The following is a 15267-nucleotide window of genomic DNA, read 5'->3' as shown; positions in this document are numbered from 1 at the left end:
GGCCATAATGCTCCCGAAAGTCACAAGCTGAGGGTCTTCACCAGTGGCCAGAAGCGCCGTCTCACGCCCGCCATCAAGCGCCAGATGCGACGACGATCGGCGGTCGAACCCGTCATTGGACACCTCAAGAGCGAACACAGAATGGACCGGAATTATCTCGCTGGCGAACAGGGGGATGCCGTCAATGCCGTTCTGGCCGCCGCCGGATACAACTTCTCCCTCCTGCTGCGATGGTTCAGGCAACTTTTGTGTCTGTTCGCCGCACTCTTCCTCACGTTCCAGAGCCGACCGATGCCGCAACAACCTGCCTGAAAGCGAGTTCTTCACGATCGACGATTTAATTGATCACCATCGACCAGATGTAGAGGGTTACCATTCTCCTCCTAGGCACCCAGCAAGCGGTCTTGAGCAGCCCGTCTGGTGTGTCGCGGTGCACTGACGCGATCAAAGATCTGAAGGAGAAAGATCTTCAAAGCTGTGATCTCGATTTCGATCGCGGCAGCCTGGGTCGGGTCCGCGGATGCCCATTGCCGGATTGTGGAGATCGACCTGCTGATTGTGCCCGGTAGGGTGAGGCATGCTGCATCAAACCGGCCACTATCCGTCACGTACCAAACAAATAGGCGAATGGCGACATAACCAGAATTGTAATACCCTTCGGCACACATTCTGGTGTGCTCCGCGTTAAGTGCTCGGCGCGTTTCGGAATTGAGCCGAGCGACATCCAAACCGAGCTCGTGAAGCTTGTCAGCGACACCGGATGCATTCAGGTCTGGTCGCAGTCGCGCAAATATCGGTCTCATCTCCATGACGGCACAATACCGGGATGTTGGCTAGTCGGGAACCGTGACTCTTTCATCCCTTTGGCTTATGCGGCATTGCAGCATGCGCGCTCAGTCGTGTCCGAAGCGATGGCGTATGAGTGAGAAACAAGCGGTTCAACTGCCCAGTCTTGCCTTCGTAATCGCGATCCTTCAACCAATGCTGATCGGCGGCAACCTCCCCTCTCTCTACTGCATTCGGGTCGACGCATGTTCGATTTCGACGACAATACCTTGCCTTAGGGCTTCATCTCTTATCTCCTCGATTGCTTGCTCGACTCGATAGACGACAATGTCGAATACAGGACCTTCCAGCGTGGCAATTTCCCTCGCAACGCGGAGAGCGAAGAGCAATTGAGCGATGCTGGCTTCGTCCATGGGCGCTCCTAACTGACGAAGAAACTTAGCGCCATTCAATCCGTGCTGCAATGCACAATATTCGTGGTATTCTTGGTGGACGCCAGCTGCTAGAGGTGCATCACCATCGCCTGGGCACGAGCCCAGCGCGCAGTCACCGACCCTGGTGTTGTTTACTCAATATTCGCCAAAGCGTGGAAACAGACTCAGGAGCTGTAGGTTCTCCTGTCGAAGGCGCGCGATAACTAAATGAATGGTCGACACTCATAGTGTTTTCTTTCATTGATCGCAACTTCGCGGACGGAGAACAGACATCAACGTATCCCCACACGTCTTGTCAGTGAGAAGCAATTCGCGTATAACGGGTATCGTCGCTGCAGCCAGGCCGACCCGACCAAGACCGCTGGAGTGGCCGTTTCCTCTGACTGTTAATCTTTGCGCCTTAGGGCCCGGATTCGCTGGATGCGATGGCCCGTTTGGATCACGGTTGGGACGGAAGTCATTGAGGCGTTTGCGAGTATCCGCCGAAACCTAAAGACCGGGAGCCATGAAATGCGTATTGAACCGCAGGTGCGAATTTATACCTGCTTCTTCCTCTTTTCGGCATCAACCGGTGCCTTGCTCTCCCGCCTTCCCGATCTCCAGGATGCTCTCCAGGTCAACAAGTCGGAACTGGGGCTTACGCTTATCGGTGCTGCCATCGGTGCACTGATATCCCTAACATTCTTTTCGCCCCTGGTTACTCGACTGGGGGCCCGTACTACAGCGTTCATAACCGTGCTTGGGACGTCCGCGCTGATTGCCTCTGTCCCGTGGATGACTAGCGCCGAAGTCGTTTTTGGGGTTTTGTTTTTCGAAGGATTGCTCGCAGGAGCCCTTGAAATAAATCTCAACGTCGAAATTGATCGTATCGAAGCGCAGCTCGGTCGTGGAGTTATGAACCGAGCCCATGGTTTTTGGAGTCTCGGATTTTTTGTCACCGCGCTCATTTCATCGCCGGTGCGGCAGGCCGACGTCTCGATGCAACTCCACCTGGCCCTAACATTCATTGCCGTGGTGTTGGTGGGCACTATCGCGATCAGTGGAATGCGTAGCGCACCGGCGCGGACCTCAAGCGAGCATGTGGACGCAGGCCATGTCGCATTGCCGACGCTCGGTCTCCTTCCGCTCTGCATCATTGGCATTGCTGCTTTTCTGGTGGAGGGTGCAGGCATAGATTGGTCAGCGATTTATATGCGCGATGTTTTCCGGGTTGAGCCATTTGTAGGTGGCCTCGGATTGACATTGTTCACACTGTTCATGGCGCTTACACGACTATTTGCGGATCGCTTTGTCGATCAATACGGCTCTCGGGCGGTCGCGGTTACTTTGCTCCTGATCTCAACAGCTGGGCTCACGGCGGTTTGGCTTGCTCCCCATCCCCAAGGCGCCCTGCTCGGCTTTGCATTAATGGGTAGCGGCTGCAGCGCCGTCTATCCGCTTGCCGTTTCGGCTGCCGCTCAGCGGACCGACCGGCCTGCGCATATGAATGTTGCAGCTCTAGGTCAGATGTCCTTCATCGTCTTTTTCCTTGCACCACCATTGCTCGGCTTTGTCGCTGAGAACGCAGGTATTCGAACCTCATACCTGATCTGCATTCCGCTCGTTGTCGTAGCACTCTTTTGCGTCAAGTCGCTCTCAACAAGACGAAGTGCCTTCGCATAGCGGCATGACCCGAGGACGCGACACCCGAGAGAATGATATTGAACCTGGAACTGTCTTCTGAGCGTCAGCCAACCAATTTCTGGTTTGTTTCTGGCGGCGGGGAAGCGTGGGAATGCAGAATTTGGTCAAAAAGCCTTGGAATCAAGCCTTCCCCGTTGTTGTCCATGCACTATTGGATTTCTTTGAAAAGCCTGTCGACTAAGCCGGCGAGGTACGGCACGCTCACGGGCTGGTTCGAGCGAAACTTTGTGATGCCATTCGGATCGACGAGAATAGCTTCGAATTCGTCGGGGGAAGGTCCTTCACGATCATTGCGCACATCATCCGCGCCGATGTCCGCGGCGATGTCGAGACTGTCAAAGCCGCCTCCGCCAGCAACGCGAAGGATAGTGACCGCTTGCTTTTCGAGTGCGCCTTGCTGATTGGCCAGGAGTTGCTCCTGCATCTCGGGGCGATCATCGGCCGCACCTTCGAAGAGCACGAGGACCCATGATAGGTTGCGAAACCCCAAAAGACTGGGGCACGAATCGTCGGTCGCGGGTGACGCGCCTATGATCTCCTTGAAGAGTGATCTCAGCATGTAACCGGCCACTTCCATCAATTGGAAAAGCTGCAGGATGGCTTTTCGCTAATGAGAGACGCGGTCGGGCTTTCCCTTCCGCTTCGTCGAGGCGAACTCTTCCAGCTGTCGTTCGCTCATCGATTCGGCCATTTCCCGAGACGCACCCTTGAGCCTACTTTTCGGGGTTTGACCGCGCTTTGCCGAAAGGGCGGCGCCGGCTGCCTTCTGTTGCGCTTTGGATTTTGCGGGCATTCTGTTTTTCCTCATTGTGAAGTCAAGGAATAACTAGACTGAGAAGCAAATGTTCCCCGATCAGGGAGGTAAGCAAAAGTCTTTGCGTCAAACCGCAATCGACGTCGGGTGCAATGACACACAAGCTCGGAACCATGCGCCATGAACTCATATGTGTCGAAGATCGCAGCGGCAGTCACTGCTGATGCTAATCGGATTTTGGCATCTGGCCCTTCTCGAAAAGGCGTTCCAGCTCAGGCAAGAGCGCCATGCTGAAACGGCCGAGCCAGGTGGGTGCGGGAAATCGCTTATTGCAATTGCGCATCAGGAACATTCGCGAGCGCGGCGGAGTTAGGTGAAGATCCGACATACAATCGGATCGCTGACATGACCTATTCGACGCCTTCCTCATCAGTAGTGCTTCCAGGCCAGCCGCTTGCGGTTGCACCTTGCCAATTGCCCCGCACCGTCCCACGCTTTGCGTTTGGCATCTCCGCTATTTTAAACAACTGGCTGTCCAACAGCGGGGACTTACACTGGGGCTAGTCGTCCGGCATCCTGTATGCCGATCTCACCATGAAGCCTTCTGAAGGAAACTGAAGCGGCCGCATCGGGCGGCCGCTTACAGGCTTCAGTTCGCCTACAGGCTAGAACGATATCGTTGTCGTTCAGCGGCGATCTGCTCCGCAGTATAGGGATCGGCGGTTTCGTCGAAACGGGTCCAGCCCTGCTCAACATAACTCGCGCGGCGTGCTCCGATATCTACGGGACGCCACCGGTCAAGGATAGCCTGGGCCTCGGCGACATGTGCTTCCTCCACCCTCGCGGCGACGACCGATCCTCCGCGGCGGACGCCTTCCGCGTAGAGGTGGGCGTCTTCCTCAGGAACGCCTTCCTTGACCATGGCACCGACTATACCCCCGACCGCACCGCCGGCAACGGCGCCGGCCGCAACTCCGGCCGCGGTCGCAACGAGCCAACCGGCAGCGACTACGGGACCCACACCCGGAATGGCAAGCATGCCAAGACCGGTGAGGAGACCGCCGGCACCGCCGGCCAGTGCGCCAAGACCGGCACCGGTTCCTGCGCCTTCTGCGGCGCGATTGCCCTGGGCTTCGACATCAACACCATTCGCCTCGTTGGTGGCAATGCTGATGTCATCGGACGGGACGCCCGCGTCTTCCAACGCTGACACGGCCGCGCGCGCGTCATCGTAGTTATCATATAATCCAGTGATCGTTCTCATATGACTGCTTCCTTGTTATTCGTGGTTACTTGGCCATGGTGACGTTGCCCTGAAAGTCCAGGGAGACGTTTGCTTGTTTGCCATCCTTGGTGGCGCTGGCCCGCCACACCCCTTGATCGTCAAGCTTGAGGCCGGTGACGTCGGTGTAACCAGCTTCCTCGATCCTGGCCTTTGCCTGGCCTTCGGTGAAGCTGTTCTTGCCTGCTACCGGGGCTCCCGGATTTTGCTCGGTTTTGACCGCGGGTGTTGTCTGGGACGTCGTCGGCGTTTCGCTCTGGGCGAGCGCGACCGAGGCCGTCATCACCATGCCGATAGAAAGGATCATGAGTTTTTTCATTGATGTTTCCTCTGGTTGAGAACAAACAAACAACCAGAAACTCTGCTTGTTCCATTGACACGTTTAGACTGAAGTCGATCGACCCTCGATTGATCGTTTGCGCTCGGCAGGAATTAGATCCTGGGAGTCGGCCTTAAGTTTTCTTCAGAACAGAGCCTTCACCAGGCGGCACGCGCAGGAACTCTAAGCATTGCCCGGCGTTGATTTACTGGAGGTAAGAGTCATGGCATCAGAGCATCTGGGCTTAATGAGTGAAGGCGATGATGGGTTAGATGTTTTACGAGCGATAAAAATCGCGTTCTCGGCTCATGCAGGGCAGACCGACAAGAAAGGAAACCCATATTTTTCGCACTGCAAGCGCGTCGCTAGCGCCGTCGAGGGGGACGACCAGCGGATCGTCGCCTACCTGCACGACGTCGTCGAAAAGGGCCGCGGCTGGACTTTTGAGCGCCTGAGTGATGAAGGATTCAATCCTTCCGTAGTGGCCGCCATCAACGCCCTGACCCGAAGAGAAAATGAAAGCGAGGATGAGTTTGTCGTCCGGGCAGTTAGTGACGAACTTGCCCGTCCGGTAAAGGTGGCCGACCTTAAAGACAATCTGAAGCAAGCGCGGAACGTTGGTTTGGATCAGTCAAAATACAAGGAAGGTCTGAAGATCATTGAGGAGTTGTACGGCGTAACCGCTAGGAGCGGAAAATAGTACCCAGCAATTACGACGGCAAACCTGGGTGAACGGAACGCCAAGTGGCGGGTATCCTCGCTCGACTCGTTTGGTCACTGCTCCCCCTATCTCTGAGAATCCCCACCGGCGTACTCAATGCATAGATGCAATGAGACTGTTACGATCTTAACTCGGTCCGGATTGTAGATCTCAACTTCAAGCGGCTCCCGTGTAGCAGTGGGAATCCCGTCGATGGCCATCTCGGCAACGAGGCGCTTTGCTTCATCGAGCGCCGCTGGCAAGTCGGGGAACTCATAGCCATCTTCGTCTTGCCAGGGAGTGTCTGTCGGGCCGGTTCGGAAGTAGAATCTTGTCACGATGAATCTCCGTTTGCGAGATCAACTCACCGACGGTTGCAAGGTTCCGTCGCGCAATCACGATGGCCTCGCAAAGGATCGAACTTGCGAAGCTTGATGGTCCGGATGAATTTTTTCCAAGCTGATCGAGAGGTGGCGAGCCCGTCGCGGCGACATAGCCACGGTTCACCTCAGTCCGAATTCCGCAGGTTGTCTCGCGCCAAGCGTTGAATACTGATGGAACGATGCGGCAATAGCTGCATTTTCGTGGCGTCATCTCGTTTGCTCGCCGGTTACGGTCGCCGGAATTGGAGAAAGGGAGCATCGATGGAGGTAACAGCCCGTCTTCTTTCGCCAAGCGATTGGATCCCGAACAACCGGGCTTTGCCAGTGCTGTTCTATAAATCTGCCGTCATCAGCGAAGAGGCATCGGCAAAACGATTTGAGAGTCTCTTTCAAGAACACGGTTGGACGGGGCTCTGGCGTGACGGGATTTTTGGCTATCAACACTATCACGTCCACGCGCACGAAGTGTTAGGTGTAGCTGACGGCCACGGCTCCATCATGATCGGGGGCCCTCATGGTATCGATTTTGCGGTCACGGCTGGGGATTGCCTGATTTTACCTGCCGGCACTGGGCATTGCCTTGTTGCCGCGAGCCAATCGTTTCTGGTTGTCGGTGCTTACCCGCCGGGCCAGAGCGCCGATATCAAGACTTCGGCGGCCACCGGCATGGAAATGGACGTGATCAGAAAGTTATCTTTGCCTACCCTTGATCCGGTTACGGGAACGCGCGAGCCTCTTTTGTCCCATTGGCGATCCGAGAAGACGCGATAAAGCGGAAGTAGTGAGCTGATGTTCGACCGGAAAAATTAGACGTCACGTCCTGAAACAGGCAAATCAGGAATGTCAAAGTTAAATGACATTTATTTTAGCCTGCACTAAAGCACCCCTCCAAACGGAGGAGAGTAATGTCGACGCACATCAGAGAGGGTGATCTCGATACCAAGAAATCCTTGAGGATTTGGTCGGTGCGCGATTCTTGCCGCCAGCACCAGATAGGTGAAGCCGACGAACGGCGGATGCGCCAGCTCTTTGGTCATTTTGCATCTGCAGGCGAACTGCTTTATAACGCCAATAGAAATCCGCGCTGGCGCGTTTGATTTGTCATGAAAAAGTCAAACGTGAGCGGCATCGCGTGATCTCCGATTCGCCGCCCCCTTGCCTTGTGGCGGCTCGCGTGCGGCACCACGGGACAACGTCGTGTGATCATAGATGGCCATTCGCTACCAAAGCGAGATTTCGCTCTCAAGCTGACCGGCCGTTTCGCTGCTTCCCAACACAGAGCTGATTGTGAACTTCTGGAACTTCCGGCATTGCTGGCAGTTGGGGGCCCAACCTTGAAGCGGAGGTGCGATGAGGATCGCAAGCAATCTCGAAGAGGACGCGGCTGAGCCGGGAATTTTTACCTGGTCTCTTGCAGGAGATACCGTCGACGGCGATACGGCCATAGCATCTTTGTTTGGCCTCGATCCGGCCGAGACGATCTGTGGATTGCCGATCGCCTCGTATATCGAGCGGATCCATACCGACGATCGCGCGCGTGTGGCAGCTTTAATTTCGCAAGCCGTCAGAAGCGGGCTGCCCTATCATGCAGAATATCGCGTTCGTGATGCTTTCAACGAAACGCGGTGGGTGATTGCGATGGGCAGGTGCTTCCGGAATCGGCAAGGCGAACCAACCCACTACGCCGGGATCGTCTATCCACTTGAACTTTTATGAAGGTCAACACATTCATGGTCACCGCGGAGCGGTACCAGCCTATGTCGTCCGGTGTTTAAGGGCGGACATAGCGGAGATAGAGCGGATCATTGCTTATCGGAATCGGTGCGCGATTCCCAAATCAGCAGATTTGTGATTCATCATGGATGCTGGAATGGAGGCCAGCATCCATGACACGACCCTATTCGAATGATCTTCGTGAGCGAGTCGTTGCAGCGGTTATGGACGGTCAGAGCTGCCGGGTGGTGGCGGAGCGGTTCGACATAGCTGTCTCATCCGTGGTGAAGTGGTCGCAGCGTTATCGGACCACCGGTAGTGTGTCGCCCGGCAAGATGGGCGGCCATCGCCGACGTGTGCTGGAGCCGCACCGCGCCTTCATCGTCGAGCAGATNGAGCAGACATCACATCTGACGCTACATCGGCTGAAGGATGAGTTGGCCGCCCGCGGCGTGAGCGTCTCCCACAATGCCATCTGGCAGTTCATGCGCCGCGAGGGCTTGAGCTTTAAAAAAAACGCTGTTCGCCCTTGAGCAGGGCCGCGNCGACATTGCCCGGCGCAGAGCCCGGTGGAAAGCTTGGCAAGACCGCTTCGATCCGAAGCGGCTCGTCTTCATCGACGAGACCTGGATCCGCACCAACATGGCGCCGTTACGCGGTTGGGGGCCGAGGGGCAAGAGATTGCGCGGCTTTGCCCCGCANGGCCGCTGGCGCACCCTGACCTTCCTCGGCGCCCTACGCTGCGACAAGCTCACTGCGCCCTGCGTCTTCGACGGTCCCATTAATGGCGAATGCTTCCACGCCTATGTCCGCCAGCAGTTGATCCCGACCCTTAAGCCTGGCGACATCGTCATCCTCGANAATCTCGGCTCTCACAAAGCCAAGGTCATCCGCGATGCTATCAGGGCTGTCGGCGCCAGACTTTGGTTCCTGCCGAAATATTCCCCCGACCTTAATCCGATCGAGCANGCCTTCGCCAAGATCAAGCACTGGATGCGCCAGGCCCAAAAGCGAACCATCGAGGAAACGTGGCGCCATCTGGGCTTACTCGCCGACACCATAAAGCCAGAGGAATGCGCCAACTACTTCTCAAATGCCGGCTACGCTTCCGTCAAAACATGAAAGGCTCTAGTTTTGGCTCATGGTCGCATCGTGGCAGCGGGAACGCAAATCCAAGGTCGCATCTACCAATGAGTGGAGAGCGCAAAAAGGAGCCCGGATCGCTCCGGGCCCTCCAGTTCGTCTACCAGGTCTGGCTACCGTACCAGTCGTCGATATCCTGACGAGCCCGGTCCCGTGCTAGCCCATAGCGTTCCTGAATTTTTCCTTCCAACTGGTCGCGTTGCCCATCGATTTGGTCAAGATCGTCATCAGTGAGTTTTCCCCACTGTTCCTTGACCTTACCTCTGATTTGCTTCCAGTTCCCTTCAACGCGGTTCCAATCCATGTATTCCTCCTTGGTTCGGACTGGAATTAAAACGAAGCAGGCGACCGAGTGTTCCGATTAGCAGGAGGATTTCCGGCAGTCAGCACGCGCTCTGAGCTTGAAAGCTGGCCGACGATCGACTGTCGCCTGCCGCAAAACCCTTGGAAAGATCCGGCGATCCAACCGCAATAGAGAATGCCGAAGTCGGTTGGTGAGACATGTCCGCCGAACGAATGCGACCGCTGCGAAACTCCAATACGCAACAGTAGTTTCGCGATTCCCGGATCGAAAATCACAAAGGAGGTTAGGCTGCGTGCTTATAAACCTATACGCTCGGTGTCAGCCCCCGAGGGTATAGGTACTGCGCGTCCGACCATGTCTCGGATGCGGACGAAGCTGCAAATGATGGCGTGCCGCTTACTGCCTCGCAAGCATCGGCAAAATCAAGCCCCACCGCGTCTCTCGAGGTGATCCGGACGGTTCGAAACCCAGTTTCTTGTAAGCGGCAATCGCCCGTTCATTGGCAGGGTGAGGATCGGTTGCGATAACGGGTACGCCCGCATCGAAGAGAGCCATCATTCTCGCCCCGATAAACGCTGATCCGTGCCCAACACCGATCATTTCGGGGTTTCCTATGTATTGATCGATTCCCCGCGATCCCCTAGGAAGCTTCGCAAAATGGTGATCTTCCCAGCCGTGGACGATATAGTCCTGCATAAACGCAAAGGGGCGTTCGGCGATTGAAACAATCCAACGCGCTACCCGAGGATCAGCCAAGTCTGTTGCATCGTACGGCTCATCTGAGTCCCACCATTCGCGGACATGCGGGTTCGCTTGCCATGCTCTGAGCAACGGAAGATCATCCAATGTCGCTTTGCGAAAACTGTAATGGTTGGGCGCTGTCATTCGACAAGCTTAGCACGTCGCTGGCCGGTAGAAATGGGCTTTTTGCGGCGATCGAGCCACCGCGCGCGAACGAAGTCTGGGTCGCAGAAGCGAACCAGAAATTGACCGGGACCCGCAGGCGTGGAGCAAGCTGCGAACGGGGACCGTTCGAATGCGCTATTGGCTGCAGGGTGACCACCAAGATCCATGCGATCGGTGCCTGTCGGAACCAGCGCAATCCTATGTGCTTTAGCCCACACCCTTACCGACAAAAAACCCGGTTGAGCGGTTTGGACCGGATAAAGCATTGTCGGTGCACACGACGCGGCCTCGCTTCGCCACGCTCGCGGCCACGCGGCCATGGCTGAGCATTTATGAGTCCACGACACAGTACCCGCAATCAATGCAGCGTTGCTGCGCTCTTGCCAGCGGATGCAAGGTTCTCGAGGAGAGCCACCAGCTTCGCGAATTCGTTGAGAACGCTTTGAAATTCAGCGTCATCCATATCTGCTATGTCAGCTATCATCAGCGAAACGCATTTAATCAGCGCGTCCAGTCGTAAATATCGATCTAACGCCAACTCGCCGAGTTTTCTTGACCGGTAGAACCGCAGTTCATCAACGATACGGCCGACAAGATTGCGTCTGTCGACCCTATCGAGATAGGGAAGCTCAAATTGGGCAAGCTTGATGTCTGTTATGAGCTTTGTCACACGATTCCCCTAAGCCGCGGATAGAACCGGCGGGGAACTGTCCCCCGCCGGCATACGACCAACACCAACATCCCCTTACGATTACTGGATGACCTGGATCACCTTCCGCGAGGATGGCTCGACGATTACCCGCTGCTCATTGACGATCGCATAGGCATACTTTGGATCATCAGGAATCGGCGTTACAACGACCGTCTCGGGGAGCGGTTGGCCAACAACCACCTTTTCCTTGACGACGACTCTGGTCGTCGGAGCCGGAACTTGCTGCACATATGTAACGACTTTCTGGGGCGGCGGATCGATAAGGCTGCCTGCCACGCCACCGACAATGCCTCCTACGGCTGCACCGACCGGCCCACCGACGATCGCCCCGGTTGCTGCCCCGCCGGCAGCTCCCGTCACCGTCGATGATTGGGCGTAGGCAAAAGTGGATGCGAGAGCGACCGCAGTGGCAGTTCCTATCAATTTGATACGCATTCATTTTCCTCCATTGGAAGCGGTATTGTCCGCTCCCTGAACGAACCACCAAGCGCAGCAACGGTTCCCTCCCCGGGACTTCAGTCTGACGGCCCTCAGACCAAGGTCCGAGGTCACCGCCCCGATCGGATCTCAATGAACCAACGGCCGAGCGTGGAGCAGGATAGGCAGAAGTTGCTGCCTTCGTGCTTTCAGCCCAATGAAGTTCGTCCGGGGCAGCCAGGCGAAATCAATTTCCACCGGAGTGAGGAATTCGCAGCCTATCGGGAACTTCAACGTTCACATGAAGTTGAGAGATCGGTTCCGTTGCACCGAAGGGATCTGAGCAACGGGAAGTAATCGCATCTCCAGTTTAGGGAAAGCAACCGATGGCGAAGAAAACCACGAAGGGTCAAGTCAATCTTGTCTCGATTCACGACCAAAAGCCTCATCGAGGAAATGGTGGCGAACTTCATCAATTTGCCGAAGACGGGGCCGAAATCCTGACCACGTCGCAAGGCGCGCCTGTCGCTGACGACCAGAATTCACTGAGAGTAGGTGCCCGCGGGCCCCTCATCGTTGAGGACTTTCACTTCCGAGAGAAGATTTTCCATTTCGACCACGAACGCGTTCCAGAGCGGGTTGTCCATGCTCGCGGTTACGGTGCACATGGTTTCTTTGAGACCTACGAATCTTTGGCGGCATATACGAGAGCCGATATTTTTCAGCGTGCCGGGGAAAAGACACCGGCATTCGTTCGCTTCTCGACGGTTGCAGGCAGCAAAGGTTCCTTCGATCTTGCCCGTGACGTCCGCGGCTTTGCTGTGAAAATGTACACACGGGAAGGGAATTGGGACCTCGTTGGAAACAACATTCCTGTTTTCTTTATCCAGGACGCCATCAGATTCCCGGACATTATCCACGCAGTCAAACCGGAACCTGACAGGGCCTTTCCACAGGCGCAGTCAGCCCATGATACTTTTTGGGATTTCATCACCCTTACCCCTGAGAGCATGCACATGATCATGTGGGTGATGTCGGATCGCGCCATTCCCCGCTCATTTCGCTTTATGGAAGGGTTCGGTGTTCACACGTTCAGGCTCGTGAATGCGAAGGACGAATCCACATTCGTGAAATTCCACTGGAAGCCGAAGCTTGGCCTTCAATCCGTGGTCTGGAACGAAGCGGTCAAGATCAACGGCGCCGACCCGGACTTTCACCGCCGCGACCTTTGGCAGTCCATAAAGTCGGGCAATTTTCCTGAATGGGAACTGTGTGTGCAGCTGTTCGATCAGGATTTCGCCGACAGCTTCGATTTCGACGTCCTCGACCCGACGAAGATCATTCCCGAAGAGATCGTGCCGGTGAAACCGATCGGACGCCTGGTATTGGACCGGATGCCTGACAACTTCTTTGCCGAAACTGAGCAAGTTGCATTCATGACCCAAAACGTCCCGCCCGGGATCGACTTCAGCAATGATCCGCTGTTGCAGGGGAGGAATTTCTCTTATCTTGACACGCAGCTCAAGCGCCTCGGTGGTCCAAACTTCACGCATCTACCCATCAACGCGCCCAAGTGTCCGTTCCAGCATTTCCAACAGGACGGCCACATGGCGATGCGCAATCCGGTCGGCCGCATCAACTACCAACCCAACTCTTTCGGTGAAGGGCCACGAGAGTCCCCCGTGCTGGGTTACCGGCACTTTGCCTCGTCCGAAGAGGGTGGAAAGGTACGGCTTCGTCCGGAAAGCTTTGCCGATCATTATAGTCAAGCCCGACAGTTCTACATCAGCCAGACCCAGCCCGAGCAGCGCCACATAGCGGCGGCTTTGACGTTTGAACTGAGCAAGGTGGAGACGTCGGTCATCCGGGAACGCATGGTTGCTCATCTGCTTAATATCGACGAGAGCCTCGCCGAGACCGTCGCCGATAAGCTTGGCTTCCAGACCATGCCTAAGGCCGCGGACGCGGCAATGCCGACACGTCAGGATCTTGAGCCTTCACCTGCCCTCAGCATCGTGGAGAAGGGTCCGAAGCGGTTCGAGGGCCGAAAGCTTGGCATCCTCATAACCGATGGCGTAGACGCCAATCTGCTGAAGGGATTGACCGATACTGTCGGAAAGGAAAAGGCGATCGTCGAGTTTGTTGCTCCCAAGGTGGGCGGGGTCACCGCTTCGAATGGAAAATGGATCCAGGCACATCACATGATCGACGGAGGCCCGTCGGTGCTGTTTGACGCCGTGGCATTGCTGACTTCCTCCGCAGCGATAGAAGAGCTGATCAAGGAGGCAACGGCCCGCGACTTTGTGGCCGATGCCTTCCAGCACTGCAAGTTCATCGGATACGACCAGTCCGCCTTACCCTTGCTCGAAAAAGCGGGCATTGCTGGAATGGAAGACGAGGGCATTGTTTCACTATCAGGAAAAGACAGCCTGCCGTCCTTCGTCTCAAAGCTTGGCACGCTTCGTGTTTGGGCCCGTGAGCCCTCTGTGAAACTCGGCAAGGCGTCAGTCCCGGTCAAATAGGTATTTGACGCAGGCGCGGTAATCCTTGCCGCGCCTACGTGGAAGTCGTCACGGAGCGTTGTTCGCTAGCTTTTCCGCTTGCTTCTTCACTGAACGGCGCCCTGAACAGGACGATTTGCCTTAAAGGACATATAGGTGCGTTGTCCATGGCTGCAAAACCTCCTCTGCAGCCTCGCTGACAGGCGGATACACCCTCTGACCACAATCGCGTCCCATCGACATTGCCCGCCCTGAGGCATTGGCTCTCAACTGCAGGGTTCGCGCACCCAGCTTCCAGTCAAGGAACACTGCCTGTTCAACCGCAGAAACGACCGAGCCCGCGTAACCGTCTGCATCCGGTAGCAAGGGAATAACGTGGTTGCGACGAACCTTGATCAGTCGTTTGAAAAAAGATGCCCACGCTGCCGCCTCATCGTCAGCGAGAACGTCCCAATCGAGTTTCGAGTCCAGAAAGGTCGAGAGATCGTTCGGATCAGGCAGATCCCTCGCGCCACAACCTTCGGGCAGGCCACCAAAATTTTCTGCTTCTGTCGACCTGCCGGCGGCGATCGCTCTCGCCAACTCGCCATTATAGTCGGCGAAGAAGTGAAACCTGCGCGGAGTTAGATGGTCGTCGCCCATGAAAAGAAGCGGGATTTGCGGTGACAGCATAAGGATCTCTGTCAAAACCCTGTGACAGCGTTGATCAATCATGGTGTGAAGACGATTGCCAAGCGCGCGATTTCCCACCTGATCGTGGTTTTGAAGAAAATGCACGAAGGCGGTAGGCGGCAAGGAGGCCGAGTGGGCTCGATCGCGGGACTGGAAACTATTGCCGTCGCACAGATATCCCTTTTTAAGCGTCTGCTTCATCTTCTGCCACGGCTTGTCGCCGAATGGCGCATAATGGCCACTCGCCTCGCCCGTGACCGCCACGTGCATGGCGTGATGGAAGTCGTCGTTCCAGTCGGCAACAAAAAAGCAACGGTGTTAGGCGTCAATCACCGTTGCTCGATAGTCTCTCATTTTGGCATTGAGGATTATGATCATCCTTCGCATGACCGCGACGAGAGCGACCTTTCCGGGCTTTCCTTTCGCTTTCAGTCGTTCGAAGACGGCCTTCATGGCTGGATCGAAGCGGATGGCGGGCAAGGCGGCGATGTAAAGGGCGTCGCGCACTGGTTTGCGGCCGCCGGCAATCATCCTCTTGCCACGCATCAGGCCACTGTC

The 15267-nt window shown here is 56.0% G+C and carries 20 protein-coding genes; 8 read left to right on the top strand and 12 right to left on the bottom strand.

The window, feature by feature from the left end:
* Nucleotides 1–312, top strand: a 312-nt coding sequence (locus AF71_RS30490; protein ID WP_210258445.1) for a transposase, incomplete at its 5' end; no start/stop codon positions are given.
* A 698-nt stretch (nucleotides 313–1010) separates the two neighbouring features.
* On the opposite strand, the gene AF71_RS30485 is transcribed toward AF71_RS30490, so the two are convergent.
* Nucleotides 1011–1199: a hypothetical protein gene (locus tag AF71_RS30485; protein WP_025662090.1), complete on the bottom strand. Its 189-nt coding sequence runs from the start codon at nucleotides 1197–1199 to the stop codon at nucleotides 1011–1013.
* Nucleotides 1200–1730: 531 nt separating this feature from the next.
* Here AF71_RS30485 and AF71_RS30480 point away from each other — a divergent pair.
* A complete protein-coding gene (locus AF71_RS30480) occupies nucleotides 1731–2882 on the top strand; it encodes an MFS transporter (protein WP_169684432.1) in 1152 nt (383 codons plus the stop codon).
* Nucleotides 2883–3051: 169 nt separating this feature from the next.
* On the opposite strand, the gene AF71_RS30475 is transcribed toward AF71_RS30480, so the two are convergent.
* The 4 genes from AF71_RS30475 to AF71_RS30460 form a co-directional block, all read right to left on the bottom strand.
* A complete protein-coding gene (locus AF71_RS30475; protein ID WP_246733903.1) occupies nucleotides 3052–3480 on the bottom strand; it encodes a DUF4174 domain-containing protein in 429 nt (142 codons plus the stop codon).
* 30 nt (nucleotides 3481–3510) lie between these two features.
* On the bottom strand, nucleotides 3511–3696 hold the full coding sequence (locus AF71_RS30470; protein WP_113164041.1) for a DUF3008 family protein: 186 nt from the start codon (nucleotides 3694–3696) through the stop codon (nucleotides 3511–3513).
* Nucleotides 3697–4315: 619 nt separating this feature from the next.
* Nucleotides 4316–4921: a general stress protein gene (locus AF71_RS30465; RefSeq protein ID WP_169684430.1), complete on the bottom strand. Its 606-nt coding sequence runs from the start codon at nucleotides 4919–4921 to the stop codon at nucleotides 4316–4318.
* Between the two features lie 25 nt (nucleotides 4922–4946).
* Complete coding sequence (locus AF71_RS30460) at nucleotides 4947–5258, bottom strand: PepSY domain-containing protein (protein ID WP_169684428.1); 312 nt, start codon at nucleotides 5256–5258, stop codon at nucleotides 4947–4949.
* 223 nt (nucleotides 5259–5481) lie between these two features.
* On the opposite strand from AF71_RS30460, the gene AF71_RS30455 reads away from it, so the two are divergent.
* A complete protein-coding gene (locus tag AF71_RS30455; RefSeq protein ID WP_246733901.1) occupies nucleotides 5482–5958 on the top strand; it encodes an HD domain-containing protein in 477 nt (158 codons plus the stop codon).
* An 86-nt stretch (nucleotides 5959–6044) separates the two neighbouring features.
* On the opposite strand, the gene AF71_RS30450 is transcribed toward AF71_RS30455, so the two are convergent.
* Nucleotides 6045–6296 carry a hypothetical protein gene (locus AF71_RS30450; protein WP_169684426.1) on the bottom strand — a complete coding sequence of 84 codons (252 nt, stop codon included), beginning with the start codon at nucleotides 6294–6296 and terminating at the stop codon, nucleotides 6045–6047.
* Between the two features lie 306 nt (nucleotides 6297–6602).
* Here AF71_RS30450 and AF71_RS30445 point away from each other — a divergent pair, with 306 nt between their 5' ends.
* The 4 genes from AF71_RS30445 (at nucleotide 6603) to AF71_RS30430 (ending at nucleotide 9176) form a co-directional block, all read left to right on the top strand.
* A complete protein-coding gene (locus AF71_RS30445) occupies nucleotides 6603–7112 on the top strand; it encodes a cupin domain-containing protein (RefSeq protein ID WP_169684424.1) in 510 nt (169 codons plus the stop codon).
* A 134-nt stretch (nucleotides 7113–7246) separates the two neighbouring features.
* Nucleotides 7247–7438 (top strand): hypothetical protein, encoded by a 192-nt coding sequence (locus AF71_RS30440; RefSeq protein ID WP_169684423.1) that lies wholly within the window; start codon nucleotides 7247–7249, stop codon nucleotides 7436–7438.
* A gap of 253 nt (nucleotides 7439–7691) precedes the next feature.
* Complete coding sequence (locus AF71_RS30435) at nucleotides 7692–8057, top strand: PAS domain-containing protein (protein WP_169684421.1); 366 nt, start codon at nucleotides 7692–7694, stop codon at nucleotides 8055–8057.
* 170 nt (nucleotides 8058–8227) lie between these two features.
* Nucleotides 8228–9176 (top strand): IS630 family transposase gene (locus tag AF71_RS30430; protein ID WP_169684419.1). Its coding sequence is split into 2 segments (ribosomal slippage): nucleotides 8228–8563 and nucleotides 8565–9176, totalling 948 coding nucleotides; the frame shifts between segments, so codons are not numbered across the junction.
* Nucleotides 9177–9297: 121 nt separating this feature from the next.
* On the opposite strand, the gene AF71_RS30425 is transcribed toward AF71_RS30430, so the two are convergent.
* From AF71_RS30425 to AF71_RS30410, 4 genes are all read right to left on the bottom strand, one after another.
* Nucleotides 9298–9501, bottom strand: coding sequence for a CsbD family protein (locus AF71_RS30425; RefSeq protein WP_169684417.1), 204 nt, complete (start codon nucleotides 9499–9501; stop codon nucleotides 9298–9300).
* Nucleotides 9502–9897: 396 nt separating this feature from the next.
* On the bottom strand, nucleotides 9898–10386 hold the full coding sequence (locus AF71_RS30420) for a GNAT family N-acetyltransferase (RefSeq protein ID WP_169684415.1): 489 nt from the start codon (nucleotides 10384–10386) through the stop codon (nucleotides 9898–9900).
* A 379-nt stretch (nucleotides 10387–10765) separates the two neighbouring features.
* The gene (locus AF71_RS30415; protein ID WP_169684414.1) at nucleotides 10766–11077 is read right to left on the bottom strand and encodes a hypothetical protein; all 312 of its coding nucleotides are present in this window, start codon (nucleotides 11075–11077) and stop codon (nucleotides 10766–10768) included.
* An 81-nt stretch (nucleotides 11078–11158) separates the two neighbouring features.
* Entirely contained in the window at nucleotides 11159–11554 is a 396-nt protein-coding gene (locus tag AF71_RS30410; protein WP_113162979.1) for a DUF1236 domain-containing protein, read from the bottom strand.
* Between the two features lie 368 nt (nucleotides 11555–11922).
* Between AF71_RS30410 and catE the strand changes: the two genes are divergently transcribed.
* Entirely contained in the window at nucleotides 11923–14058 is a 2136-nt protein-coding gene (gene catE, locus AF71_RS30405; RefSeq protein ID WP_169684413.1) for a catalase C, read from the top strand.
* Between the two features lie 120 nt (nucleotides 14059–14178).
* Here the strand turns inward: catE and AF71_RS32320 are convergent, their stop codons facing one another.
* Both AF71_RS32320 and AF71_RS30395 read right to left on the bottom strand, forming a co-directional pair.
* Nucleotides 14179–14973 carry a DUF3459 domain-containing protein gene (locus tag AF71_RS32320; RefSeq protein ID WP_348644164.1) on the bottom strand — a complete coding sequence of 265 codons (795 nt, stop codon included), beginning with the start codon at nucleotides 14971–14973 and terminating at the stop codon, nucleotides 14179–14181.
* A 54-nt stretch (nucleotides 14974–15027) separates the two neighbouring features.
* Nucleotides 15028–15267: transposase (locus AF71_RS30395; RefSeq protein ID WP_169684411.1), on the bottom strand; the 240-nt coding region annotated here is incomplete at its 5' end.

Origin of the sequence: Rhizobium sp. 57MFTsu3.2, from assembly GCF_012932765.1 — a bacterium.
Taxonomy (GTDB): Bacteria; Pseudomonadota; Alphaproteobacteria; order Rhizobiales; family Rhizobiaceae; genus Rhizobium; species Rhizobium altiplani.
The sequence above is the reverse complement of the archived record's forward strand: the minus strand, read 5'-3'. Positions and strand labels throughout refer to the sequence as shown.